Here is a 21,424-nt window from a genome sequence, read left to right as displayed (position 1 = left end):
GCCTGCCACCTCGGCACACCTTCGAACACCATCGGCAGGACCATCGCCGGGCTCGCGAGGGACCCTCGGTAAGATCCACCGATGCGGGGCAGGCCAGGAGGGACGTGGCTTTGATCGAAATATGGGGTGCGCGAGTCGCGGTCCGGTACGCGGGCGGGCGGTTGGTGACGACGCCGCTGCGCGCCGACCACGAGATCGCGCTCGATGTGGGGGTGGCCGAGCTGGCCAGAATCGCGCTGGCGACCACCGACGACGCGCAGATGGCGTTGCTGCTGTTCTTCCGGTCCGCCCAGTTCGTGGTCAACGGGGCGCCGACGGATCGTCATCCGGTGCCGGTGTATCTCGAGACCGGCTTGCGCGAACAGGCGCAGACGCTGGTCAGGGCGGTCGAACGCGACCTGGTCAGCTTGCGCCGGGTGTTCCCGCCACGCCCGAATCTCGTTCCACCGCAATCGGTGCAGGGGTCGAACGGTCGACACCGTCCCGATGTCACGGCGGCGGCACGCCGCATGCGCCACGCGGGCAACTCCTTACGCGAGATCGACGTCCTGCACGGTTGCGCTCGTTCCGACGAGTACGTCCTCGAACTGGCCCAGGCCGGTCACGAGGGCGCACCGGGTCTGGTCGCGATCACCACCCTGCGCCTGCTGTTCGTGTCCGCGTGGGCGGTCTACGAATTCCCGGTCTCGGTTCTCACCGGCGCGCAGGTGCGCACGGCTCCCGGGCAGGTCGCGACCCTGCGGGTCTCGGGAGCGGGCACCGATCTCGATTTCGTCGACTGGGAACCCGGCGACTTCACCCGTGTCACCGAGGCCGTGCGCCTGGCCTGCGAGATCGAGCATGTCGACGGATCCATCGCCCAGTCGATGCCCTGCTCGGCCGATCTCTTCGGCGAATGGCAACTGCTGGTGGAACGCCGCAAACTGGGCATGGTCGACGACGATCCGTTCCGTCGTCAAGCCGTCGGCATCATGCTGACGATGCCGGGCTGAACACCGGCGCACCCGCGTGCAGCGACACCCGTCGCCACGGACTCGACGGGCGAAGGTGCAGCCCCGCGATCATCCGTCTGCGTTCGGCCACTTGGCTTTTCGCGGCGGACAGATCCTGTGTGGCCGCCCAGAAGATCGCCCCCGTGAGGAATCCGTCGCCGAATTGACGCCAGTTGCGATAGTGCTGACGCGCCCGATCCAGTCCGGTCAGCATGTGCTCCCACGCCTGGTCCTCGGTCAGATATCCCGCCGTGTGCGCGGCCCTGGCGATGAACACCAGCCGCGCCAGATCCCATGCGGTGGCATCGATCTGGAGCGGGGTCGGCAGGCTGTCGGTGATGCCGAGCTTGATGGCCTGTAGCCAGGCGTCGTAGTCGCGATCGATCCCGGCGGGCCCGCGATAGCCACGGAAACCCGACAGGGTGTGCAGGAATTCGCGATGCTCGTCGGCCACTCCCGACCGGTCGACCCGGCCGGTATCGGTCGCGGCCGTGACGGCGAGCGGATGGACGAGCTCGAACAGCGGCGCGTGCATTCCGGCCAGCAACCGGCGCACGGTGTCGTGCGCGTCCTCGGCGTTGTCCACGCCCCACGACTCGTGCAGGCCATCGATCGCGGTCTCGCGCCGGGTCGACGCGCTGTCGGGCTCCTCGGGCAGGAACGCGACGCCATCGCATTGCGCACCCCAGCTGCGCCCGTAGTACGCACCGACCGCCAACGCCCTGATCCGGTCGTCGTCGACGTGCGCCCCCGACCACACATCCGGTTCGATATCGATATCGGCACCGGGAAATCCCGCCACCCGCGGTCGTCCACCCCGCACTGATGCTGTCGGTTGCATTGGCACCCCTCCGCCGAGCCGAACGTCGTGCCGTCAGATCTTACGGACCGGGTGATCACGGTGCGCCGACCACCTGTCGGTGGGTGGGGTTACCGTCGACGGGTGGCGGAATACCGGGAACGCGCGTCGCGGCTGGACCGAGCGGTGGTCTGGTCGCGGACCATGCCCGCCGTCGCCGGTCCTGTCACAGTGTTGCCCGACGGTTGCATGGACCTGATCTGGACCGAGGGCACGCTGATGGTGGCGGGTCCGGACAGTCGCGCGTTCCTCGCGCCCGCCGCGCGGGCGAGGGAGTTCGTCGGTGTCAGGTTCGCGCCGGGCACCGCACCCACGTTGCTCGGGATTCCGGCGGTGGAACTGCTGAACCGGCGCGTCGATCTGGCGCAGATCGCACCGTCGCGGGTTGCCCGTGAGCTCGTCGACGGCATCGACAACGCGCCCGACCGCGTTGCGGCGCTGGAAGCGGTCGCATTACGATTTGCCGCCGAAAACGGCCCTGTCGATCCCGCGCTCACCGCCGTCGCCGATGCACTCTCAGCGGGTGCGACGGTCGCCGAGACCGCCGCTCACACGAGTATGTCGGCCAGGGCGCTGCACCGGCACTGTCTGTTCGCCTTCGGGTACGGACCCAAGATGTTGGCCCGTATTCTGCGTTTCCAGCGTGCGCTCGTCGCGCTTCGCGCCGGAATTCCGGCCGCGCAAACCGCCGCCGTGACCGGCTTCGCCGATCAGGCACACCTGTCCAGGGAAGTCCGTGACCTGGCGGGGTGCACGGTGGGCACGCTGCGAAACCGCTGATCGGGCGTCTCGCCGCCCGGAAAGTCTCATTCGGCACAGCGTGACGGAAGGATTAGGCTCAGTGGTGCACGCCCCGTCGCAAGTGCTCAGGCCAGCCCTAACCACCGACGAGAGGATGTGACCTGATGATCGACGAATCCGTGTACGCCACGCTCCGCATCGAAGCAGAACGAGACGAAATCCGTCGGCTTGTCGTCGGAGCGGTCATCGTCCGCCATCATCGCGTGCTCATCCTGCGTCGCCGACGATCCGATTTCCTGGGGGGCCGGTGGGAATTGCCCAGCGGCGTCGTCGAGCCGGGTGAGGCACTCGGCGAAGCACTGGCCCGCGAAGTCGCGGAGGAAACCGGGCTGCGGGTCACCGGAGTCGACGACTATCTCGGCGATTTCGATTACCTGACCGGTGCGGGCGCCCGCACCAGGCAGTTCACCTTCGTGGTCGACGTCGCCGCGACGGGACCGGTGACGCTCACCGAGCACGACGCGCACCTGTGGACCAGGCTCACCGGCGAACCCCCGGTGAGCGACGAGGTCCGCGCGATGCTCGGCCGCTATCAGCAGCGTCAGCGCGACCCGCACGACTGGTCGTCCTATTCGGCGGGCAACGGCGCGTAGAGGTCGATTCCGTGCCCGTCGGGGTCGGCGAGCGAGGCGTAACGCTGACCCCAGAAGGCATCCCACGGTGGGAGTTCGCCGTGATAGCCGGCGTCGACGAGTTCGGCGTAGAGCTTGTCGACCTCGGCCGGATCGGCGCACCGGAACGCGAGACTGCTGCGGCCCGGTCCGGTCGGTGGTTGCCAGCCCGGCGTGAAGGAGGCGATCGTCGCCTCGGTGTCCAGCGCCAGCCGGAGACCACCGCCGATCACGGCCTCGGCATGCGGCTCGGCTTCGGCACCGTCCGGAAAGACCAGTCCCAGCCTGCGGTAGAAGGCCACCGAGGCGGCCATATCGGAAACGACAACGGATACGACATCGAGCTGTGGAGTCATAGTCGCAGCGTAAACACCCGACCGCGGGCGCGTCTTGAACGAATCGGACGTGTCAGCGGGCGGGCACCGGCAGCAGTTCGGCGATCAGATTGCCGATCAGGATCCGCAGGTGGTCGCGAATGCCGCGCACCACCTCGATGGGCTGCCCGGCCGGATCCGACAGCACCCAGTCGCGATAGCTGATTCCGGGAAAGTACGGACACACCTCGCCGCATCCCATCGTGACCACCACATCCGAGAGCCCGACGACATCGTCGGTGAGCGGTGCCGGCCGTCGGCCCGCGATATCGATCCCGATCTCGGCCATGGCCACCACCACGGCGGGAATCAGTTCGGCGGCCGGTTCACTGCCCGCGGTGCGCACCTCGATCCGGTCGCCGGCCATGGCGCGTAGGAGACCCGCCGCCATCTGCGATCGGCCCGCGTTGTGGACGCAGACGAACAACACGCTGGGAGTGTGGGCCATGGTCGCCCTTTCGGCGCAGGGGCGAAGTGCTTGTGGCGCTTCGGATATCGCCCACCATCATTCCATCAGCACGCGGCGGCGGGGAACGGTGCGGGCGATCCGGCGACACCGCTGTCCGCCCACGACCTCAGTCGAGCGCGCCGAGCACCCGATGCACGTAGTCGTTGGCGAACACTCCGGTGGGATCGAAGCGGCGGCGCACCGCGGTGAAACGGTCCCAGTCCGGGTAGCGCGAGCGCAGCGTCTCGGCGGTCTGGAAATGGCGTTTGCCCCAGTGCGGCCTGCCGTCGTAGGTGTTGAACACCGCCTCGCACGCGCGAAAGTACTGCTCCCACTTCATGCCCTGGTACTGATGTACCGCGATGTAGCAGGTCTCGCGCCCGTTCGCGGGTGAGAGGAAGGCGTCATCGGGTGCGACCCAGCGCACTTCGATCGGCATCGGTGTGTCGAATCGCCTTGTCAATTCCAGGATTTCGCGAATCGCGTCGGCCGCGTGCGCACGCGGGATCGCGTATTCCATCTCGTTGAACTTCACCAGACGCGGGGTGGAGAACACCCGATAGGAACGGTCGACCTGCCTGTTGTTGCTGCCCACCAGGGTGGCCGTGCGGTGGATCATGGGGATGGCGGCGGGAATTCGCCGACCCACCCGGCACATACCGTCATAGCAGTAGTTGGCGAGCACGATGTCGCTGAGCCATTCGCCCAGCTTGCCGCGTGGTCGCTCGGGCGCCTCGACGCGATTGATCGCCTTGGTCATCGCCGTACCGCTGTGCGCGAAGGCGAAGAACTCGAAATGATCGCTGCCATCAGCCAATTCGTCGATCCCGGCCAGGACCTCGTCCAGTGGCACCGGCCGCTCGACGCACTCCAGCACGAACGACGGCTCGAGTTGCAGGGTCGCGGCGGTGACGACGCCGAGCGCGCCGACGCTGACCCGCGCCGCCTTCCAGCCGTCGGCATCGGTCTGCTCGTTGAGCTCCACCCGGCTGCCATCCGCGCGCAGCACCTCCACCGAGTGCAGTGCCGCCGAGATATTGCGCAACCGGGAGCCGGTGCCGTGGGTGGCGGTCGCGGTCGCGCCCGCGAGGCTCTGGGTATCGATGTCGCCCAGATTGGGGAAGGCCAGGCCGTGCGCGTGCAGCAGCGGGCTCGCCGCGTGCAGCGAGATACCGGCCTCCACCCGCACGCGTCCGGTGGCGGAGTCGACGTCGAGCACCTGGTCCAGACCGCTGAGATCGATCAGGGTGCCGTCGGTGAGCACGGCATCGGTGAACGAGTGCCCCGACCCGGCAACGCGCACGGTTCGCCCCGCGGCGGCCGATTCGGTCACGATCGCGGCCAGTTCCTCGACGTCACGCGGTGCGGCGACGACGGCGGGTGTGCAGCGCTGCTGGCCTGCCCAGTTCACCCAGGTGCTCTTGGTCATGTGTCCAACAGTAGAGGACGCACTGTGACGCGCGCTACTTGCCGGGGAGGTTCGGGCTCAGCGACGGCGCCCGAGGCAGCTGGCGGACTTGGCCCGCTCGACTTCCTCGTTGGTCATCGGCGCCACCAGTAGTGGCCTGCGCGGTACCGCGTCGGTGCGCACGCCGTTGAGGGCGATAGCCATATACCGTTGCCACACTTCGGAATTGATCGGCCCGGCGAACTCCGCCAGGGAATTGACCATGTGGATCAGCGCGAAGAAGTCGGTGGTCGCGATATCGGGGTCCAGCGCGCCCGCCGCGCGCGCCCGATCGATGATGCCCCCGACCGCCGGTTGGATTCGGTCGCGCAACTCGGCGAAACGGGCCGGATCTTCCTCGAGTTCGAGCATGACCTCGCCGAAGCCGCGGTTGGTCGCCAGGTGTTTGCACGCGCTCTCGAAGAACTCGACGAGCGCGAGCCAGGCATCCGGGTTGCTCATGGCCGCGTCGGCCGCGTCGGCGAAGTCCTTGACGTGCTGATCGAAGACCTCGGCGATCAGTTCCTTCTTGTTCGCGAAGCGCCGGTATACCGTGCCGACGCCGACTCCCGCGCGTTCGGCGACGTCGTCGAGGGTGATCTCGAGACCGTGGTCGGCGAATAGCTCACGGGCGGCCGCGACGATGCGTTGCTGATTGCGCGCGGCGTCGGCGCGCAATCTGCGGGGTGGTGTGGCAGTCGTCGTGGCGTGATTCACAAGTACATCCTATCAATCCGGGGATTAAGTGGAGGTTGTTTCTCCGTTACTCTGGTAGCTTCGTTTGAAGCGGAGGCGGTGTCTCCGATTATGCCACCTGAAACCATCCGCAGACCTACTAGGGGAGTTATGACCACCACACTCGACAAGGGGCCGCAGAGCCCCGCGGACACCGGTCGCCGCGGCTCGCACGCCCTGCGCTGGTGGGTGCTTGCCGTACTCGGTATCGCCCAGCTGATGGTCGTGCTCGATGCGACGATCGTCAATATCGCCCTGCCCGCGGCCCAGGCCGACCTCGGCTTCGGCGATGGTGACCGGCAATGGGTCATCACCGGCTACGCCCTCGCCTTCGGCAGCCTCCTGCTGCTCGGCGGCAGGCTCAGCGATCTGTTCGGTCGCCGCAACACCTTCATCGTCGGCCTGGTCGGCTTCGCGGTGGCCTCGGCCATCGGCGGCGCGGCCTCCAGCTTCGAGATGCTCGTCGCGGCCCGCGTCGGCCAGGGTGTCTTCGGCGCGTTGCTCGCGCCCGCCGCGCTCTCCCTGCTCACGGTCACCTTCACCGAACCGGGGGAGCGGTCCAAGGCGTTCGGCATCTTCGGTGCCGTCGCAGGCGCGGGTGGTGCCATCGGCCTGCTGCTCGGTGGCGTGCTCACCGAATGGGCGTCGTGGCGCTGGGCGATGTATGTCAACCTGATCTTCGCCGCCGTGGCACTCGTCGGCGCGGTGCTGTTGCTGGCCAAGCACACGTCGACCTCGCGTCCCAAGCTGGACTGGTACGGCACCGTCACCGTCACCGCCGCGCTGTTCGGCATCGTGTACGGCTTCTCGCACGCCGAGTCCAACGGCTGGAGCGACCCGACCACACTGGCCTTCCTCCTCGGTGGCGCCGTGCTGCTCGCGGCCTTCGTCTGGATCGAGACCAAGGTGGCGCACCCGTTGCTGCCGTTGCGCATCGTCGCCGACCGTACCCGTGGCGCGTCCTACCTGACCGTGTTCGTCATGGGCATCGGGATGTTCGCGATCTTCCTGTTCCTCACCTTCTACATGCAGCTCACCCTGGCGTACACGCCGATCGTCACCGGTCTGGCCTTCCTGCCGATGGTGGCGGGCATGGTGGTCTCCTCGACCACCGCGCCGTCGCTGCTGCTGCCTAGGGTCGGCCCGAAGATCGTCATCAGTGGTGGCTTCCTGATCGCCGCCTCGGGCATGCTGTGGCTCACCCGGATCGGTCTGGACTCGGGTTACGTCACCCACATCCTGCCCGCGCTGGTACTGCTCGGCCTCGGCCTCGGTGGTGCGATGTCGGTCGCGTTCCAGGGCGCGACGGCGGGTGTGCAGCACGAGGACGCCGGCGTCGCCTCGGCGATGGTCAACACCAGCCAGCAGGTCGGCGGCTCCATCGGCACCGCGCTGCTCAGCACCATCGCGGCCTCGGCGATGACCGACTATGTGTCGTCGCATCAGCCCGGTCCGCTCACGGTGGCCCAGGGCGCGATCGAGAGCTACACCACCAGCTTCTGGTGGGCGACGGCCACTTTCGTGCTCGGCGCGATCGTGATCGCGGCGATCATGCCGAATACCGTGCCCGCCCCGGCCGAAGGTGAGCCGGTGCTCGCGCACTGACCCGGTACACCCGCGCCGACGATGGCCCGAACCGACACTCGGTTCGGGCCATCGTCGTTCGTCCGTCGAGGCTGCTGGGAGTTTGCCGCTGAGCGCACCGCTCGCCCGGGTGTCGGTGGGTCTCGATACGATGAACGACGACCACCACACGGATCGGCCAACGGGAGGCGAACGCATGGCATCGCGACCCCCGGCGCTCGATCCGGCCGTCCTCGCGGCGATCTCGGTGGGTGGCGGACTCGGCGCCACCGCCCGTTTCGGCGTCGGGCACTGGTGGCCGGTCCAACCCGGCCGGTTCCCGTGGTCGACATTGACGGTGAATGTGCTCGGCTGCTTCGCGATCGGGGTGCTGATGGTCGTGGTCACCGAACTGTGGGAAGCCCCGAAACTGGTGCGGCCCTTCCTGGGAATCGGTGTGCTGGGGGGCTTCACGACTTTCTCCACCTATAGCCTCGAGATTCGTAGACTCATCGGCACCGGCGCGACGGGCACGGCCCTCGCCTACCTCGGCCTGTCGGTGCTCGCGGCACTCGGTGCCGTGGCCGTCGCCATGATCGCGACCCGATGGGTCGCGCGGTGGGGGTCCACATGAATTCGACGACGGAAGGGGGCCATCCGATGGTCGAGATGTGGCCTCCCGCAGAGGGAGGCGCGCCATGACGGTGGCGCTGGTGATGGCCGGTGGCATGCTGGGGGCGCCCGCCCGGTACCTGATCGACCGGCGGATGTCGGCGTGGTTTCCGACTGGGCTGCCGTGGGGGACGCTAACCGTTAACATTGTCGGTTCGGCGTTGCTCGGGGGTTTGATCGGCGCGAGTGTGGGCAGTGCGCTGCTGGCGTTCGCGGCAACCGGCTTCTGTGGTGCGCTGACCACGTTCAGCACATTCGGCTACGAGACGATCCGTCTGATAACCGAGGGCGCCTACGTGTACGCCGTGGGCAATGTCGTGATCAGCGTCGCGGCGAGCCTGGCCGCGGTGTATGCCGCCGCGTCCCTGACCCAGTGGTTGTGCGCATGATCATCATGACCAGCCGCGCGCAGCCGACACGGAAGGGAACACCCACCATGGCCCACGATCGCGCCGGACGGCCCGCCCGCCCGACCGACCTGGTGGATATCGCCCACCTGGTCACCGCGTATTACAGCCTCGTCCCCGATCCGGACGAGCCGAGCCAGCAGGTGGTGTTCGGCACCTCGGGCCATCGTGGGTCCAGCGAGGACAGCGCGTTCAACGAGGCCCACGTCATGGCGATGACGCAGGCGATCGTCGAATACCGCGCCACCCGTGACATCACCGGCCCGGTCTACCTCGCGCGCGACACTCATGCCCTGTCCGAACCCGCCTGGACCACCGCGCTGGAGGTCCTGGCGGGCAACGACGTCACCGCGGTGATCGACGCCCGCGGCCGCTACACTCCCACGCCCGCCCTGAGTCACGCCGTCCTGAACCACAATCGCGGCGGCACCAAACACCAGGCCGACGGCATCGTGGTCACCCCCTCGCACAACCCCCCGCGCGACGGCGGCTTCAAATACAACCCCCCGCACGGCGGCCCCGCCGACACCAAAGCCACCGACGCCATCGCCGCCCGTGCCAACGAACTGCTGCGCGGCGGCCTGGCCGGGGTCAAACGGGTCTCGCTCGATCGGGCGATGAGCACCCACGTCGAGCGCTACGACTACCTCGACCAGTATGTCGGCGACCTGCCGAACGCGTTGAACCTGGACGCGATTCGCGGCGCGGGCATCCGGATGGGCGCCGACCCGATGGGCGGCGCGAGCGTGGACTACTGGGAGGAGATCGGTCAGCGCTTCGATCTCGAGCTCGAGGTGGTCAACCCGTTCGTCGACCCCACCTGGCGTTTCATGACCCTCGACAGCGACGGTCAGATCCGGATGGACCCGTCCTCGCGCCACGCCATGGCGGCCCTGGTCGGGATCAAGGACGACTACGACATCTCCACCGGCAACGACGCCGATGCCGACCGGCACGGCATCGTCACCCCCGACGGTGGCCTGATGAACCCGAACCACTTCCTCGCCGTCGCGATCGAATACCTGGTCGCGAACCGGATGTGGTGGGACGGGCTCACCAAGATCGGCAAGACCGTCGTCACCTCGTCCATGGTCGACCGCGTGGTCGGTGTCCTCGGGCGGGATGTGTACGAGGTGCCGGTCGGATTCAAATGGTTCGTGCCCGGATTGTTCAGTGGCAGTTTGGCTTTCGGTGGCGAGGAGAGCGCGGGCGCGTCCTTCCTGCGGATGGACGGCACCGTCTGGACCACCGACAAGGACGGCATTCTGCTCGCCCTGCTCGCTGCCGAGATCGCCGCCGTCACCGGCCAGACCCCCTCGGCCAGATACGGCGAACTGGAACGCCAGTACGGCAGCCCCGCCTACGCGCGCATCGACGCCGCCGCCACCAGCGAGCAGAAGGCCCAGCTCGCGAGCCTGACGCCGGAGGCCGTCACCGGCACCGAGATCGCGGGCGAGGAGATCACCGGCATCCTCACCACCGCGCGCGGCAACGGCGCGCCGCTGGGCGGGCTGAAGGTGACCACGGAAAACGCCTGGTTCGCCGCACGTCCCTCCGGCACCGAGGACAAGTACAAGATCTACGCCGAGTCGTTCCTCGGTCCCGAACATCTCACCCAGGTCCAGGCCGCCGCCGAGGAGATGGTGAATCAGGCGCTGGGCGGGTGAGCGCCCCCGCCAAAGTCCGGCTACCCGCCGAGATCTGGGTCCTGATCGCGGCCGCTTTCGTGATCGCGATCGGGTTCGGCCTCGTCGCGCCCGTACTACCGCAGTACGCCCGCGAATTCGGGGTCGGCATCGCGGCAGCGTCGGCGATCGTGAGCGCGTTCGCGTTGATGCGGTTGCTGTTCGCGCCCGCCAGCGGTCGGCTCGTGCAGAAGCTGGGGGAGCGACGGGTCTACCTGGCGGGCATCATGATCGTGGCGCTGTCGACCGGGGCGTGCGCGCTGGCGCAGACGTATTGGCAACTGCTGGTGCTGCGTTCGCTCGGCGGCATCGGGTCCACGATGTTCACCGTGTCGTCGATGGCGCTGATCATCCGGGTGTCACCGCCCGCCGCGCGCGGCCGGGTGTCGGGGGTCTACTCGACCAGTTTCCTGATCGGGTCGTTGCTCGGGCCGTTGGCCGGCAGTAGCCTGGCCGGTTTCGGGCTGCGCGCGCCGTTTGTCATCTACATGGCCGCGCTGCTCGTGGTGTGTGTGATCGTGTTCGCCGGGCTGCGCGAATCGCCGGTGCTCGCGCCCGGCAACGGCGCCGAGCCTGTCGAATTCACGTTCCGGCAGGGGTGGGCCGAGCCCGCCTATCGGGCGGTGTTGCTGTCGAGTTTCGCCGGTGGCATCGCGGTTTTCGGTGTGCGGATGGCGTTCGTTCCGTTGCTGGTCGTGGAAACACTGCATCAGGAAGTCGGCATGGCCGGTGTCGCGTTGACGGTGTTCGCCGCGGGCAACGCGGCCGTGCTGTTCGCCTCGGGCAGGCTCTCCGACCGGCTCGGCCGAAAACCGTTCCTGATCGCCGGGTCCGTCATCTGCGCGCTCGGCACCGGGGCGCTCGGGTTCGCGCCGACGCTGCCGTGGTTCTTCGTCGCGTCGTTCATCGCGGGCCTTGGTTCGGGGATGTTCAGTCCGGTGCAGCAGGCGGCGCTGGCCGATGTGATCGGGTCGCGAGCCCGCGGTGGTCCGGTGCTGGCCGCGTTCCAGATGTCGGCCGATCTGGGCACCGTGCTCGGCCCGATCGTCATCGGCTGGTTGGCCGAACACACCTCGTTCGGGGTGGGCATGGCCGTGACCGGAGCGGTGCTGGCGGTGTCGGCGGTGGTGTGGGTGTTCACCCCCGAGCCCTCGCGAATCGCGCACCCCGACGATCCGGAGCACCCCGATCACGCGGGCGACGGCATCGACCCACAATGCGCCTGCGACGGCAGCCCCGACGGTAAGCCGGTGGTCCGTGACGGCATGGTTCCCGCCGGTCGACCCAGCGATTACCACCGGCCGCAGTAGCAGGTCAGCGCAATGTCGGCCTGCCCGGGCGGCGCGCCGCCGACGACTCGAGGCAGAGTGGACGGGTGAGCACAGCCGGTTCTTCGCACAATCCGCGCCCCGTTTCCAGCAACACCACCTACGCGCTGGCCGCGGTGGCGGTCGTTCTCATCGGGTTGATCGTGTTCGCCGTCTACAAGTGGAGCGCGGAGCCGCCGCCCGCCACCCGCAACGATGGCTACGGGCCGGTCCGCGAGGCCGCTGTGCAGGTCAGCGTCACCCCCGAGGGGGTCATCCGCCTCGGACGCCCCGACGCTACCGAGACGGTCGACATTTTCGAAGACCCCATCTGCCCCGCGTGCGGCGCGATGGAAACCGCCTACGGCCAGGAGTTGGCCCAGAAGATCGACGAAGGCAAGCTCGCGGTGAACTACCACCTCGTCACCTTCCTCGACCCCCAGTCCAAGAGCAAGGACTACTCCACCCGCGCGACGGCCGCGAATCTCTGTGTCGCCCAAGCGGGTTCGGGCCCCACCTACAGCAAGTTCCACGAAACCCTGTTCACGAAGAAGCAGCCCGCCGAAGGCGGCTCCGACCTGAGCAACCCCGCCCTGGCCACCATCGCCACCGAATCCGGCGCCCCGGAATCGGTCGCCGCCTGCATCAACAACAGCACCCAGTCCGAAGCCGCCAAGGCCGCCGCCGCGAAGAACCTCGCCGACCTCGACGCCCGCACCGGCAACAAGTCCGCCACGCCGTCGATCTACGACGGCACCACCAAGATCAACTGGCAAGACGAGAACTGGGTAGTGAACCTGGCCCCCTGAGCCCCGCGTGAGGTTCGGCACATTCTAGTCCTGAACACCCGATCCTTCCCGCCTCACGGGCCACTGCGCCCCCGCCCGTAACCCCGCTTTTTCGCCGTCTACCAGCCGATTTGTTCTCGCTCAGACGGATGGTGTAACTTCATTCAGGCAGCAGCGAGAGCCGCTGAAACAACTGAACACGGGGCTATGGCGCAGCTGGTAGCGCACCACACTGGCAGTGTGGGGGTCAGGGGTTCGAGTCCCCTTAGCTCCACAGAAAAAGCACGGCAGACCGGGTCTGCCGTGCTTTTTGGTGTCGGGCCTCGCGTTACCTCCCGTTTTGGTTTCTGAACTTCTGTTCGGTCGCCGACTGTGGCGAGGTGAGCGGCGATGCGGCGTGCTACTCGAACGACGCTGCGTTCTCGGATGCCCACTGAGCGAAGGAGATCGGTTCCCGCCCGATGGCCTGTCGAACCCCGTCGGTCACCGTGTCGAGGCGGCCTTGGCGCACAGCGCGCCAGATGTCCACGAGGGCATCGACGTAAGGTCCTTCCCCAGCCCATCTGACAGCGTTTGCGCGCGCCTGTTGGTCAGATATTTCCTCGACGTCGATGGACTTGCCGATCGTCCGGCCGATCGTGGCCGCCATTTCCCGGTACGACAGCGCTTCGGGGCCCGTTATCACCAGGGCTCGGCCGTCGTTCTCACGCGTGAGCAGAGCGGTCGCCGCGACGGCAGCGATATCGCTCGGATGGATGAATGCGATCTTGCCCTCGCCCGTGGAGAAACGCAGGATGCCCTCGTTCCGGATCAGGTGCGACCAGCCCAGTGCGTTGGACATGAAGCCGGCGGCCTGAATGAACGTGAACGGGACTCCGCTTTCTCTGATGGCCAGCTCGCCCGCCGCATGCCAAGGCCCGGTGCCGATCCCAGTGAGAACATCCAGCGTCGAGAGCTTGACGATGTGCGCGACGCCGGCCTGGTAGGCAGCCGCGGAGATCGCTCGATCGTGTTCATGGAGGTTCGGTCCGTCCGTCAGGAGGAAGATTCCGTCCACACCGTCGAGGGCGGCGGGCAGCGTGAACCCCGGCGCCTCGAGGTCTCCGATATGAATATCGACCTGATCGCCGAACATCTCTCGCGCCTTGATCGCGTCACGCACGAAGACGGATGGGCGGGAGCCGGCCGCTATCAGATGGTGAGCTACCCGGGAGCCGACAGTGCCGGTGGCGCCGAAGACGAGGCACTTCACGTGAGGTTGCTCCAGCCCCGGATCACTTCGAGTGCCATTCGCTTCTGGCCTTCCACCGTGAGATGCAGTCCGTCTCCCATGAGCAGATCGGAAGCAGGCGGAGCCCCCAGCGCATCGAATACGTCGAACACGGGGGCGCCGCTGTCGCGGACGATAGTGGCGACTCGCTCCAAGTCCTGATTTCGGTACCGAACTCCGAATCGCGCGAGGCCCCAGTGGTTCGCCACCATCGACTCATCCACCGCGGGCGGAGTGACCCAGATGGCTGTTGCCGAGGTCTCGCTGGAGATGCGGTGACGCAGTTCCGCGATGTTGCGCTGGGTCTCCTCGTGGTGGACGAAAGTCTTTGTGGGGTGCGGCCCCTGGGTGCGGGCGTCGTTGGTGCCGAATAGGAAGAGGACCCAGTCGGGCTGGGCGTCGATGGTGTCCGCGATGCGCACCAGACCGTGTGTGGTGCTCTCGCCCGCGACGGCGTTGATGGTCAGTGAGATCTTGTCGTCGCCTCGGCGCTTGGCCAGCACCTCCCGCAGAATCACCGCCCACGACTGGGGGTCGGAGGTCAAACTGTCACCGAATGCCACGACTTTCGCGCCTTCCCGCAGGGGAAGTTGGTCGACCATCGTGGCTACGGCCGGATCCGCCAGCAATTCGTCCGCCGCTGCGGAGGCCTCTTCGCGCATGCGGTCGAGTTCGGCTGTGTAGACCTCGGTCGGGATGCCGAGGAGCTCGGCATGAGCTATCGGATCCAGGCTCGCTGCTCCGGGGAGAGAGGCCAGGGTCCGCTCGGGTTGGATGACCTTCAACAGCCACTGCACTTGTTCGTTCGACATGGGTGGTTCGCGTCCTTGGTTCTACTCGATCGGATTTCCTTCATCCTGTGGTCGGACGAGGTGAGCCGTCCAAGACCGATCCAGTGTCCGGCGATACCGCACGGGTATTGATACCGGTCAGCGACGGATACGATGCGTTGATGGAGACACGCGAGTTGCGATACTTCGTCGCCGTCGCCGAGGAGCTGCATTTCGGGCGGGCGGCACAGCGGCTCATGATGGCGCAGCCACCGTTGTCGCGGGCGATCCAGCAGCTCGAACGACGGCTCGGGGTCGTGCTATTGCATCGCACTGCTCGCGCCGTCACGTTGACCGGGGCCGGAGCAGTGCTGCTGCGGGAGGCCCGGCTCGCGCTCGACGCGGTCGAAGCCGCCGAGTCCCGCACCCTCCGAGCTGCCGCCAACCGACCCACCTTGGTGCTCGCCGCCAAAGCCGGAGCATCCGGCGAACTGCTGTCGAAAATCCTCGACGCCTACGCCGCTGAACCGGGCGCCGTCGCGATCGAGGTGACGCTGGGTGGGCCGGGCCAGCCGGAAACCCTGCTGCGCACCGGGCATGCCGACGTTGCTCTGCTTCACCGGCCATACGACGAGACGGCCGGACTGGACACCGAGGACCTGCACACCGAACAACAGGTGCTGGTCCTGCCCGCCGGTCATCCACTCGCCGGCCGACCCCACCTGGCAATGGCCGAGGTCGAGGCGTTGCATGACCTGCCCCTACCGCGCTGGCCGGAACCCGATGGCAGCTACCCCGACGGCCCCGGCCCGCAAGTCCGCGACCACACCCAACTGCTCCAACTGATCTCGCTCGGACTGGCCTGCGCTGTCGTGCCCGAGTCACTGCGATCCCAACTCCGTGACGGGCACGCGTCGGTGCCGATCTCCGACGCGCCAACTGTCACGACCGTCGTCGCCTGGCCCCCGCAGAGCACGTCCCAGGCGCTTGCCGACTTCGTCCGCACCGCAACACGGCTCTGAAAATTTGATCATGTGGCTGGTGTTCTGATCTTGTACCGAACAGATCAGGCCTGGTTTTCGAATCGGGTCTTTTGTGTTCTCTGCCAATGAGTCAGGATTCGGAGGGCAGTCGGCCCCGGACGATGATGTCTGTGGGAGTGCTGTAGGTGAGCTTGTCCAGGACGGTTTCGCGGTTTCCCTCGATCCGGGCAGTGCTCGCCATCAGAATGAGTCCGCCGGGCGTAGCGCCTTTCCGGTAGAGACCGGAAATGATGGTCCTGGCGGTCGGCACTGCCGCTCGCAACCGCGCCGCCTCTGAGGCCTCGTCGGTCTCATCTTGCTTATTCGGGGGTTGGACGCGGCTGAACAGAACACTTCATCGCTCGCCTCCTGATCAGCCCGTCTGTTTCCGACGTTGACGAAGGGCGCGCATGGATACCTGTGAGCCGCATCCAGGGCTGCAATAGCGGGCAGCTCGGTTTCGGGTTCGATCGACGAAGCCGAAGTGGCACGGCGGGTTACAGCATGCCTTGATACGTGGCCACTCGCCGCTGTGCGCCGCCTCGGTCACCGCGGCCAGAACGGTTCCCAAGACACCGGGGATGCCCGTGGAACCTGCGATGAGATGTGCCGATTCGGCGGTGATGACTGTTGCGAGCGGGTACCGGACACCGGTGTGGGCCAGGTACTTCTCTGCCTCGATGATCCGGGCGTCGGAGACATCATTGTCGCCGGCGTGAGCCAGCAGAACTGTCACCAGCGCGTCGCGAAGTTCGCGGGCGGCCGCCGCGTCCGAATCCGTCACCACCACGCCGCCGTCGAGCAAGCCGTGTTTCATCGCCCATTCGGCGAATTCCGCTGCCGTACCGAGGGTCTCGACGCGACCCGCCCCGTTGGCGCGCGTGTTGACGAACTGCAGCACCAACTCGGTCGCGTCGCGACTCCATCTCGATGAACCATGCGTCACGTCCACTCCTTCACAGTACAACCCGACAAGTCCATCGCTCATTCGGTAGCAACTTTTTTCAGAGAACACCTCGACATGTTGCGTTCTAAACGATTACGCTCACAACATGACAATTTCGACCAACACGGTTCCCGTATGGTTCATCACCGGAGCTTCCTCCGGAATCGGGCGCGAACTCGTGCGCCAAGCGCTCGAGGTGGGTGAGGTGGTGGCGGCGCTCGCCCGAGACGCAAGCCCTCTCGATGACCTGGGCGAATCCGATCGGTTACTCACGATCGACGCGGATGTGCGGGATGAGGCGGCGGTGCTGAGCGCGGTCGAACGGACGGTCGAGCGCTTCGGTCGCATCGACGTCGTGGCGAACAATGCGGGGTATGGACTGTTCGGCGCAGTGGAGGAGGTGGATGACGCTCGAGCGCGAGCGATCTTCGACACCAATGTTTTCGGTGTACTGAACGTGCTACGCGCGACGTTGCCCGTGCTGCGAGGTCAGCGGGCGGGCCACATTCTGCAGGGCTCGTCCTACTACGGTCAGACCGCGGACCCCGGCGTCGGCCTGCTCGCCGCGACGAAATACGCCATCGAAGGACTCTCGGACTCGCTCGCGACCGAGGTGGCTCCGCTCGGCATCTCGGTGACACTCGTTCAGCCCGGGCTGACCGCGACGGCGTTTCTGGGCAATCTCGATGTCGCCACGACAGCTCATGTCGACTACGACCAAACGGTTCGCGCTGTGCAGCAAACGATTCAAGGGCTGCCCGCGTCGGCTTTCTCCGCCGTCGACCGTGTCGCGGCCGGTATCCGCACTGCGGTGTTCAGCCACAATCCGCCACGGCGGCTCGCCTTGGGTGTGGCAGGGGCCGACAATATGCGGGCGGCGCTCACCGCCCGTGTCGCGAACCTCGACGAATGGGCCTCGGTCACCGAGAAAGTCGACGCCTGAACTCGAGTCGTAGCGGATGGGGTCAGGTCGGGCGGCGGCTTGCTCGAATCGCAAGCCGCGCCCGGTAGGCGTGGTGAGGCGGTCTTACTGTCCGCCGATCAGTTCCAACCGGCGGGCCAGCCAGTCCATCGCGATCCGCAGCCCGACCGACCACACCGACCAGCTATGTCCGCCTGGCAGTTCACGGGTCTTGATACTCATACCGGCGGTCTGGGCGGCTGCGGCCACGGTCCGCTGCGCCTGCAGTCCGGGCTGATCATCGGTGCCTACGACGAATATTCCCGCGGTGCCGGGGTAGCGACGAGTACGCAACAACCTCTCCGGGCTGACCCGGTCGAAGGCGGCGGTGTCGCCGCCGTAGGCGGCGTCGATGGTGTGGGCACGGTCGCCCAGGGTCGGTTCGGGGTCGCCGGAGAGGTCCATGAAGGTGGGGTAGATCTGTGGATGGTTGGTTGCCATCTGCAGTGCGCAGGTGCCACCGTAGGACATTCCACCGATCGCCCAACGCTGCTTGTTCGGGTCCACCTGCAACTGCCGGGTTATCCATGCCGGAACGTCGACGGCCAGGTAGGTGGAGACGTTGCCCAGGCGAGAGTCCATGCACAGCGGGTTACGCCACGTGCCGCCGGTGGCGTCGGCGACGACTGTGACCGGTGAGAGGCCGTGATGGGTCGCGGCGAAAGCATCCATCGTGGCGGCCAGCCTGCCCCCGTGGAACCAATCGATCGGGCTACCGGGCTGCCCCGACAGCAGCACCAACACCGGGAGCAGCGGCCTCGGGTCGGTGAAATAGGCGGGAGGGACATAGATTTCGGCCGCACGTGCGTCGAACCCGGACTGAGTGCCGGGGATCGCCGCGCGAAGGACCCGCCCGTGGGCGAGTAACCCGGGCGGGGCCTGCCATGCTGTCGTCAAGGGAGAACCGGTCACCACCTGTGCTCGTGGTCCCGGGAGTAGGGCGTAGGAGATCCGGTTGCCTTTGCTGATACCGAACGCGTCCTCCACGGTGGGGTAGGCGGCGAACACCAGGTTGACCTGTACCGCCACCATGGCCAGAACCGTGACGATCGCGATTCCACCGCCGAGTCGGCCGCGCCAGCCGCGAGAGCGCCGAAGCTGGACCAGCAACAGACCGAACGCCCATATCGCGATTCCCGCCCACGCGTACACCGTGCGTGGCACCGGATCCGGGAACGGGCGCCACCACCGCTCCACCACCAGATATCCCGACATCACAGTCGCTGTCGCGCCGCCACAGCAGGCCAGTACCAGTCTCCCGGCAATCGGGCGCGCGCCGATCAACACCAGCAAGCCGAAGCCCCCGAGACCGGTCACGACCCAGGGCAGCGGACCCGATACCAGGGACGACTCGGGAAAACTGGACATCCGACCCTCGGTACTCACCTGTGAACGACAAACCGATACTACGGAACTTCTTCTTCGAAGCTGATATCGACGGTCGTGGTCGCACCATCGAATGGTCCGATGGTCTGCCCGGTGGTGAGAATCAGCCGCACCGCGCTGAAAAGAGACCGAGGCCCGGTGCGCGCACCGGGCCTCGGTCAGGCCATCTACCGATCCTGTCGGATTCGCGGGATCACCAGCCCGGGTCGCCCCGCAGCGGTACGTTCACGAAACTCGGCCGGTTCGGGTCCAACTGCACGTGCTGGGGACGCAGACCGGTGTCGACGAGCATCGCCAGCACCGGCAGACCCTTCGGGAAGTTGCCCGCGAACACGTCCACTCGCAACCGGTGCCCCGGCTCCAGCACCGCCTCGGTGGCGGACAGGGTGATGTCGAGGGTGGTCGCCTCACCGGGGACCGTCGGCTGCCGCAGGTCCAGCGAGGTGAACGGCCGGGGGTCGGTGTAGTCACCGTTGGCCGAGCGGGTGCTGTTGGCGTCGTCCACCTGCCGCAGCGAGGCCATGAGCTGCCCCGAGGTCAGCACCGAGGACCGCCCGTCGGGGGCGACATCGTTGACCGTCACCGTCCAGTAGCCGTCCTCGGCGTCCTGGACGGTGTTGAGCCGCACCGCGATCGGACCCGAGATCGCCGTCTTCGTGGCCACGGGGGCGCTGGTGAAGGTCAGCGCGTTGGTCTCGGCGATGCGGGAGTCCTTGGCGCAGCCGTCGATGATCGAGAGCGCGCCGGCGGTGCCCTGGGCCGCGTCGTTGGAGCACACCGTGCTCACGCCGGGGGCGACGGTCAGCCGGTCGCCGTCGGCGACGGGATCGGGTCGCAGCGAGCCGTCGTGCAGGCTCGCCGCGGTGCCGCTGGACGCCGCGGACAGGTACATCCGGCGGTGGGTGGCCCGATCGGCACCCGTGGCGCTGTCGCCGAAGCCGTTGGCGGTGACCCAGCCGCCGCCCTGCTGACGCACGGTGACCGGCCCGAAGCCGTCGATGCCGTTGTCGATGCCCTTGAGCCACTTGTCGAACCAGGCGCGCTGGAGCACGTCCAGGCGCGGGGGCAGCCCCGGCTTGCCGTACTCGTTGCCCGAGTTCAGGTGGTAGGTGTTGCCCATGAGCAGCTGTTTCTGGCCCGAGGGTAGCGGGATCTGGTTGTAGATCTTGGATTCGGAGTAGGTGAACAGGTCGTGCCAGCCGCCGACCACGAACGTCGGCACCCGGATGGCGCTCGGATCAGCCAGGTACTCCTGACGCGCCGGACTGCTCGCGCTGAGCAAATCCTTCAGACGCGGGTCGGCGTCCTCGAAGCGGGTCGAGGTGTAGGCGTTGAGGAAGACGTCCATGAACGTCAGCGGAGAGGCGGCGCGATCGGCGAGCCACTGCCGGTCGAACTGACCGTTGGCGATGGCCTGCGCGTCCGGGAGCCACTTGAGGGCATTGACCGCGGTCAGCCACAGCGGGATGAAGTTGAAGCCGAAGCCGCCGCCGGGCGCGAGCACGTCGTTGATCAGGTCGCTGCCGGGGACGATCGGGAAGATCGCCTTGAGCGCGGCGGGCTGTCTGGCGGCCGCCTGCACCTGGTTGATCGCCGAGTAGGAGATGCCGCTCATACCGATGTTGCCGTCGGACCAGGGCTGAGTCGCGGCCCAGTCGATGACCTCGACGGTGTCCTGCTGTTCGCGGTCCCGCAGCAGGTTCCATTCGCCCTGGGAGAAGCCGGTGCCGCGGACGTCGACGACGACCTGGGTGTAGCCGCTCGTGATCAGCTGGCGGTCCACGGAGAAGTTGCGCAGTTCGCCGCCGCCGAACGCCTTGGTCAGGTCGGTGACGCCGGACAGCGGGGTGCCGGAGAGGTCGAAGCGGCGCAGCGCGTCGATCAGCGTGTCGGACAGGCCGGGCACGGCACTCGCGTGGTCGGCGAGGTTGGAGACCAACTTGGTGTACGGGGTCAGGTTGACAACCGTCGGCGTGCGGGTCTCGATCGGGCGGCCGGAGGCGTCGGCGGGCCGATAGACGTTGCTCTTCAGCACGGTGCCGTCACTCATCGTGATCGGAACGTCCCACTCGATGAACACCTTCGGGTACTGCTGCGCGGCGTCCTGGGTCGCCACCCAGGACGCTCCCGCCGCACCGCCGTCGGGGCCGGTGGGCGCAGGCGTCGCGGCGGCGCCGGAATTGAGGAAGGGGACGAGCACGACAGTGGCCATCGCTGCCACCGTCGTACGCAACGCGTATTTCATCGGATGTCATTCACCTCTCTGGCGGGAGAACGACCAAACCTACCGTTCGGTAAGGAAGCCCGTTCTGCCCGTCATGTTCAGAATGACCGTCAACATATACGGAAAATTCCAGCAAGGACAGTCCGTGTACTCGCC

At 67.1% G+C, this 21,424-nt stretch carries 21 protein-coding genes and 1 tRNA gene; 12 read left to right on the top strand and 10 right to left on the bottom strand.

Annotated features, from left to right (window positions below; genetic code table 11):
* Nucleotides 1–104 precede the first annotated feature (104 nt).
* Nucleotides 105–992, top strand: coding sequence for a hypothetical protein (locus tag NA12_RS12230; protein WP_067449392.1), 888 nt, complete (start codon nt 105–107; stop codon nt 990–992).
* Here the strand turns inward: NA12_RS12230 and NA12_RS12225 are convergent.
* Complete coding sequence (locus NA12_RS12225) at nt 970–1,833, bottom strand: DUF1266 domain-containing protein (protein ID WP_067449391.1); 864 nt, start codon at nt 1,831–1,833, stop codon at nt 970–972. The genes NA12_RS12230 and NA12_RS12225 overlap by 23 nt on opposite strands.
* Nucleotides 1,834–1,935: 102 nt before the next feature.
* On the opposite strand from NA12_RS12225, the gene NA12_RS12220 reads away from it, so the two are divergent.
* Both NA12_RS12220 and NA12_RS12215 read left to right on the top strand, forming a co-directional pair.
* Nucleotides 1,936–2,631: a helix-turn-helix domain-containing protein gene (locus tag NA12_RS12220; protein WP_067449390.1), complete on the top strand. Its 696-nt coding sequence runs from the start codon at nt 1,936–1,938 to the stop codon at nt 2,629–2,631.
* Nucleotides 2,632–2,756: 125 nt separating this feature from the next.
* Complete coding sequence (locus NA12_RS12215) at nt 2,757–3,245, top strand: NUDIX domain-containing protein (protein WP_067449389.1); 489 nt, start codon at nt 2,757–2,759, stop codon at nt 3,243–3,245.
* Here NA12_RS12215 and NA12_RS12210 read toward each other — a convergent pair.
* The 4 genes from NA12_RS12210 to NA12_RS12195 all read right to left on the bottom strand — a co-directional run bounded on the left by NA12_RS12210 (nt 3,221) and on the right by NA12_RS12195 (nt 6,249).
* Nucleotides 3,221–3,619, bottom strand: coding sequence for a VOC family protein (locus NA12_RS12210; protein WP_067449388.1), 399 nt, complete (start codon nt 3,617–3,619; stop codon nt 3,221–3,223). The two genes, NA12_RS12215 and NA12_RS12210, sit on opposite strands and share 25 nt — an antisense overlap.
* Before the next feature lie 52 nt (nt 3,620–3,671).
* Nucleotides 3,672–4,085, bottom strand: coding sequence for an arsenate reductase ArsC (locus tag NA12_RS12205; RefSeq protein WP_067449387.1), 414 nt, complete (start codon nt 4,083–4,085; stop codon nt 3,672–3,674).
* Nucleotides 4,086–4,212: 127 nt separating this feature from the next.
* Nucleotides 4,213–5,514: a D-arabinono-1,4-lactone oxidase gene (locus NA12_RS12200; protein ID WP_067449386.1), complete on the bottom strand. Its 1,302-nt coding sequence runs from the start codon at nt 5,512–5,514 to the stop codon at nt 4,213–4,215.
* Nucleotides 5,515–5,571: 57 nt separating this feature from the next.
* A complete protein-coding gene (locus tag NA12_RS12195) occupies nt 5,572–6,249 on the bottom strand; it encodes a TetR/AcrR family transcriptional regulator (protein ID WP_067449385.1) in 678 nt (225 codons plus the stop codon).
* 129 nt (nt 6,250–6,378) lie between these two features.
* Here NA12_RS12195 and NA12_RS12190 point away from each other — a divergent pair, with 129 nt between their 5' ends.
* The 7 genes from NA12_RS12190 (at nt 6,379) to NA12_RS12160 (ending at nt 12,963) form a co-directional block, all read left to right on the top strand.
* Nucleotides 6,379–7,872, top strand: a complete 1,494-nt coding sequence (locus NA12_RS12190) for an MFS transporter (protein WP_067449384.1) — start codon at nt 6,379–6,381, stop codon at nt 7,870–7,872.
* Between the two features lie 175 nt (nt 7,873–8,047).
* Nucleotides 8,048–8,464, top strand: a complete 417-nt coding sequence (gene crcB / locus NA12_RS12185; RefSeq protein WP_067449532.1) for a fluoride efflux transporter CrcB — start codon at nt 8,048–8,050, stop codon at nt 8,462–8,464.
* Between the two features lie 64 nt (nt 8,465–8,528).
* Nucleotides 8,529–8,891: a fluoride efflux transporter CrcB gene (gene crcB / locus NA12_RS12180; protein WP_067449531.1), complete on the top strand. Its 363-nt coding sequence runs from the start codon at nt 8,529–8,531 to the stop codon at nt 8,889–8,891.
* A gap of 47 nt (nt 8,892–8,938) precedes the next feature.
* Nucleotides 8,939–10,576, top strand: coding sequence for a phosphoglucomutase (alpha-D-glucose-1,6-bisphosphate-dependent) (gene pgm / locus NA12_RS12175; protein WP_067449530.1), 1,638 nt, complete (start codon nt 8,939–8,941; stop codon nt 10,574–10,576).
* On the top strand, nt 10,573–11,904 hold the full coding sequence (locus NA12_RS12170) for an MFS transporter (RefSeq protein ID WP_067449383.1): 1,332 nt from the start codon (nt 10,573–10,575) through the stop codon (nt 11,902–11,904). Before pgm ends, NA12_RS12170 begins: the two co-directional genes overlap by 4 nt.
* 65 nt (nt 11,905–11,969) lie before the next feature.
* Complete coding sequence (locus tag NA12_RS12165) at nt 11,970–12,710, top strand: DsbA family protein (protein ID WP_067449382.1); 741 nt, start codon at nt 11,970–11,972, stop codon at nt 12,708–12,710.
* A 180-nt stretch (nt 12,711–12,890) separates the two neighbouring features.
* Nucleotides 12,891–12,963, top strand: a tRNA-Ala gene (locus tag NA12_RS12160).
* A 126-nt stretch (nt 12,964–13,089) separates the two neighbouring features.
* Here NA12_RS12160 and NA12_RS12155 read toward each other — a convergent pair.
* Both NA12_RS12155 and NA12_RS12150 read right to left on the bottom strand, forming a co-directional pair.
* Nucleotides 13,090–13,941: an NmrA family NAD(P)-binding protein gene (locus NA12_RS12155; protein WP_067449380.1), complete on the bottom strand. Its 852-nt coding sequence runs from the start codon at nt 13,939–13,941 to the stop codon at nt 13,090–13,092.
* Entirely contained in the window at nt 13,938–14,771 is an 834-nt protein-coding gene (locus tag NA12_RS12150) for an SGNH/GDSL hydrolase family protein (RefSeq protein ID WP_067449378.1), read from the bottom strand. The genes NA12_RS12155 and NA12_RS12150 overlap by 4 nt, the downstream gene beginning before the upstream one ends.
* 140 nt (nt 14,772–14,911) lie before the next feature.
* On the opposite strand from NA12_RS12150, the gene NA12_RS12145 reads away from it, so the two are divergent.
* Entirely contained in the window at nt 14,912–15,751 is an 840-nt protein-coding gene (locus NA12_RS12145) for a LysR family transcriptional regulator (RefSeq protein WP_067449529.1), read from the top strand.
* 373 nt (nt 15,752–16,124) lie between these two features.
* Here NA12_RS12145 and NA12_RS12135 read toward each other — a convergent pair whose 3' ends face one another.
* Nucleotides 16,125–16,697 (bottom strand): CGNR zinc finger domain-containing protein, encoded by a 573-nt coding sequence (locus tag NA12_RS12135; RefSeq protein ID WP_243654702.1) that lies wholly within the window; start codon nt 16,695–16,697, stop codon nt 16,125–16,127.
* Nucleotides 16,698–16,803: 106 nt separating this feature from the next.
* Here NA12_RS12135 and NA12_RS12130 point away from each other — a divergent pair, with 106 nt between their 5' ends.
* Nucleotides 16,804–17,640, top strand: a complete 837-nt coding sequence (locus NA12_RS12130; RefSeq protein WP_067449374.1) for an SDR family NAD(P)-dependent oxidoreductase — start codon at nt 16,804–16,806, stop codon at nt 17,638–17,640.
* 84 nt (nt 17,641–17,724) lie between these two features.
* On the opposite strand, the gene NA12_RS12125 is transcribed toward NA12_RS12130, so the two are convergent.
* Both NA12_RS12125 and NA12_RS12120 read right to left on the bottom strand, forming a co-directional pair.
* Entirely contained in the window at nt 17,725–19,026 is a 1,302-nt protein-coding gene (locus NA12_RS12125) for an alpha/beta hydrolase (RefSeq protein WP_067449372.1), read from the bottom strand.
* Nucleotides 19,027–19,237: 211 nt separating this feature from the next.
* Nucleotides 19,238–21,289, bottom strand: coding sequence for a CocE/NonD family hydrolase (locus tag NA12_RS12120; RefSeq protein ID WP_067449370.1), 2,052 nt, complete (start codon nt 21,287–21,289; stop codon nt 19,238–19,240).
* Nucleotides 21,290–21,424: the final 135 nt, after the last annotated feature.

The organism is Nocardia alba NBRC 108234 (assembly GCF_001612665.1).
GTDB classification, from domain to species: Bacteria; Actinomycetota; Actinomycetes; order Mycobacteriales; family Mycobacteriaceae; genus Nocardia; species Nocardia alba.
The sequence above is the reverse complement of the archived record's forward strand: the minus strand, read 5'-3'. Positions and strand labels throughout refer to the sequence as shown.

Excerpts from the sequence above, each read along its gene's own strand:
- NA12_RS12225 (WP_067449391.1), bottom strand. The coding sequence starts at position 1,833 with ATGCAACCGACAGCATCAGTGCGGGGTGGACGACCGCGGGTGGCGGGA.
- NA12_RS12215 (WP_067449389.1), top strand. The coding sequence starts at position 2,757 with ATGATCGACGAATCCGTGTACGCCACGCTCCGCATCGAAGCAGAACGA.
- NA12_RS12210 (WP_067449388.1), bottom strand. The coding sequence starts at position 3,619 with ATGACTCCACAGCTCGATGTCGTATCCGTTGTCGTTTCCGATATGGCC.
- NA12_RS12205 (WP_067449387.1), bottom strand. The coding sequence starts at position 4,085 with ATGGCCCACACTCCCAGCGTGTTGTTCGTCTGCGTCCACAACGCGGGC.
- NA12_RS12200 (WP_067449386.1), bottom strand. The coding sequence starts at position 5,514 with ATGACCAAGAGCACCTGGGTGAACTGGGCAGGCCAGCAGCGCTGCACA.
- NA12_RS12190 (WP_067449384.1), top strand. The coding sequence starts at position 6,379 with ATGACCACCACACTCGACAAGGGGCCGCAGAGCCCCGCGGACACCGGT.
- crcB (WP_067449532.1), top strand. The coding sequence starts at position 8,048 with ATGGCATCGCGACCCCCGGCGCTCGATCCGGCCGTCCTCGCGGCGATC.
- crcB (WP_067449531.1), top strand. The coding sequence starts at position 8,529 with ATGACGGTGGCGCTGGTGATGGCCGGTGGCATGCTGGGGGCGCCCGCC.
- pgm (WP_067449530.1), top strand. The coding sequence starts at position 8,939 with ATGGCCCACGATCGCGCCGGACGGCCCGCCCGCCCGACCGACCTGGTG.
- NA12_RS12150 (WP_067449378.1), bottom strand. The coding sequence starts at position 14,771 with ATGTCGAACGAACAAGTGCAGTGGCTGTTGAAGGTCATCCAACCCGAG.
- NA12_RS12145 (WP_067449529.1), top strand. The coding sequence starts at position 14,912 with ATGGAGACACGCGAGTTGCGATACTTCGTCGCCGTCGCCGAGGAGCTG.
- NA12_RS12130 (WP_067449374.1), top strand. The coding sequence starts at position 16,804 with ATGACAATTTCGACCAACACGGTTCCCGTATGGTTCATCACCGGAGCT.
- NA12_RS12125 (WP_067449372.1), bottom strand. The coding sequence starts at position 19,026 with ATGTCCAGTTTTCCCGAGTCGTCCCTGGTATCGGGTCCGCTGCCCTGG.
- NA12_RS12120 (WP_067449370.1), bottom strand. The coding sequence starts at position 21,289 with ATGAAATACGCGTTGCGTACGACGGTGGCAGCGATGGCCACTGTCGTG.